The sequence below is a fragment of the Emticicia sp. genome (assembly GCF_049241225.1).
Lineage (GTDB): Bacteria > Bacteroidota > Bacteroidia > Cytophagales > Spirosomataceae > Emticicia.
In genome coordinates this window covers 1-1117 of record NZ_JBMLRC010000255.1, presented here as the reverse complement: position 1 = coordinate 1117, position 1117 = coordinate 1, and the positions used below count along the sequence as shown (strand labels likewise).

The 1117-nt window shown below is 33.7% G+C and carries 2 protein-coding genes; both read right to left on the bottom strand.

Annotation, left to right across the window (positions count from 1 at the left end; translation table 11 throughout):
- Positions 1-97: 97 nt before the first annotated feature.
- Positions 98-397: a helix-turn-helix domain-containing protein gene (locus ACOVO2_RS13855; protein ID WP_421770551.1), complete on the bottom strand. Its 300-nt coding sequence runs from the start codon at positions 395-397 to the stop codon at positions 98-100.
- Positions 398-408: 11 nt separating this feature from the next.
- Positions 409-900 (bottom strand): hypothetical protein, encoded by a 492-nt coding sequence (locus tag ACOVO2_RS13850; RefSeq protein ID WP_421770550.1) that lies wholly within the window; start codon positions 898-900, stop codon positions 409-411.
- Between the last annotated feature and the right edge of the window lie 217 nt (positions 901-1117).

Below are 1117 nucleotides of genomic sequence, written 5' to 3'. Positions count from 1 at the left end.
CAGCTCGTTGGGCTCATAACCCAAAGGTCACAGGTTCGAGTCCTGTTCCCGCTACTAAGGAAGACTTTACAGGTCTTCCTTTTTTGTTTTTAGTCGTTTACGCCCTTAAACCTCCCAAAACTTGTTTTTGTGCTGGTGCTTTACGTTTATCTGTTATTAGTTTAATGTTTAGCACTTGTTCAATATCAGTGAGGGTGTCAAGCGTAAAATTATGCGTACCGCTCAACCACTTTGTTATTTCAGAGGGTTTTCTACCTACTTTTTGGGCAAATTCTTTCTTTGCCATACCTTTTTCCACAAGTGTATCGGCAATAATTGAAGCAATACGCATTTTACGGTCGGTACGAGCTTGCTCTTCGGGTGTTATTTCTGCTAATAGGTTATCTAATAATGCCATGATTTTATTTTTTAGTCTTCGTTATCATCAAATGTTAAATTGCCTGTAAAATCATCATAATGATTATTCCATCGTAATTCGCCCTCTTTCATCGCTTTTGTTAATATTTTTGAAATTTGGCGTAATACATAGTTTTCATGTTTTAGTTTTGGGTCGTCTTGTAAAGCCCTTACATTTTTGGGTCCTCCACCCCCTAAAATCAAAACTATTGAACCATAACGGATACAATAAAGTCTTAGTTTGCGATTTGTATCATCATAGAGTGCTTCTACACCATCACCTAATGTACCTTCGGCTTTTTTGAAATAATGCTCTTTTGCTCCTTCTTTTTTAGCAATACTGCTTACTCGCTGTAATATTTCGAGTAATTCTGGTTTGTGTTTTTCTGTGTTTTCCTCTAAAAAGTTATCAAACAAAGATTTGCTTTCGTTTTCGAGTAAAACCGAATAGATTTTGGTCTTTTGTCCACTTAATTGGTTGATTTTGATTAGTTTAAATTTCACTTATAACTAAATTTAAGTATCAAAGATATAACAATTTTTCTCAAATAAAATTCACTTATAACTAAAACGATTTAAATGTAGAAAATCTTTTTTGAAGTCAAATTTATAAAATTGGTTGTTTTTTAGAATGATACTGCCCTATATCTAACTATTAGCCAAGCTTTTTTCTCCCTCAATTCATAGCAAATCTACTTTTTCTTCCCCAATTTTGGGGTAA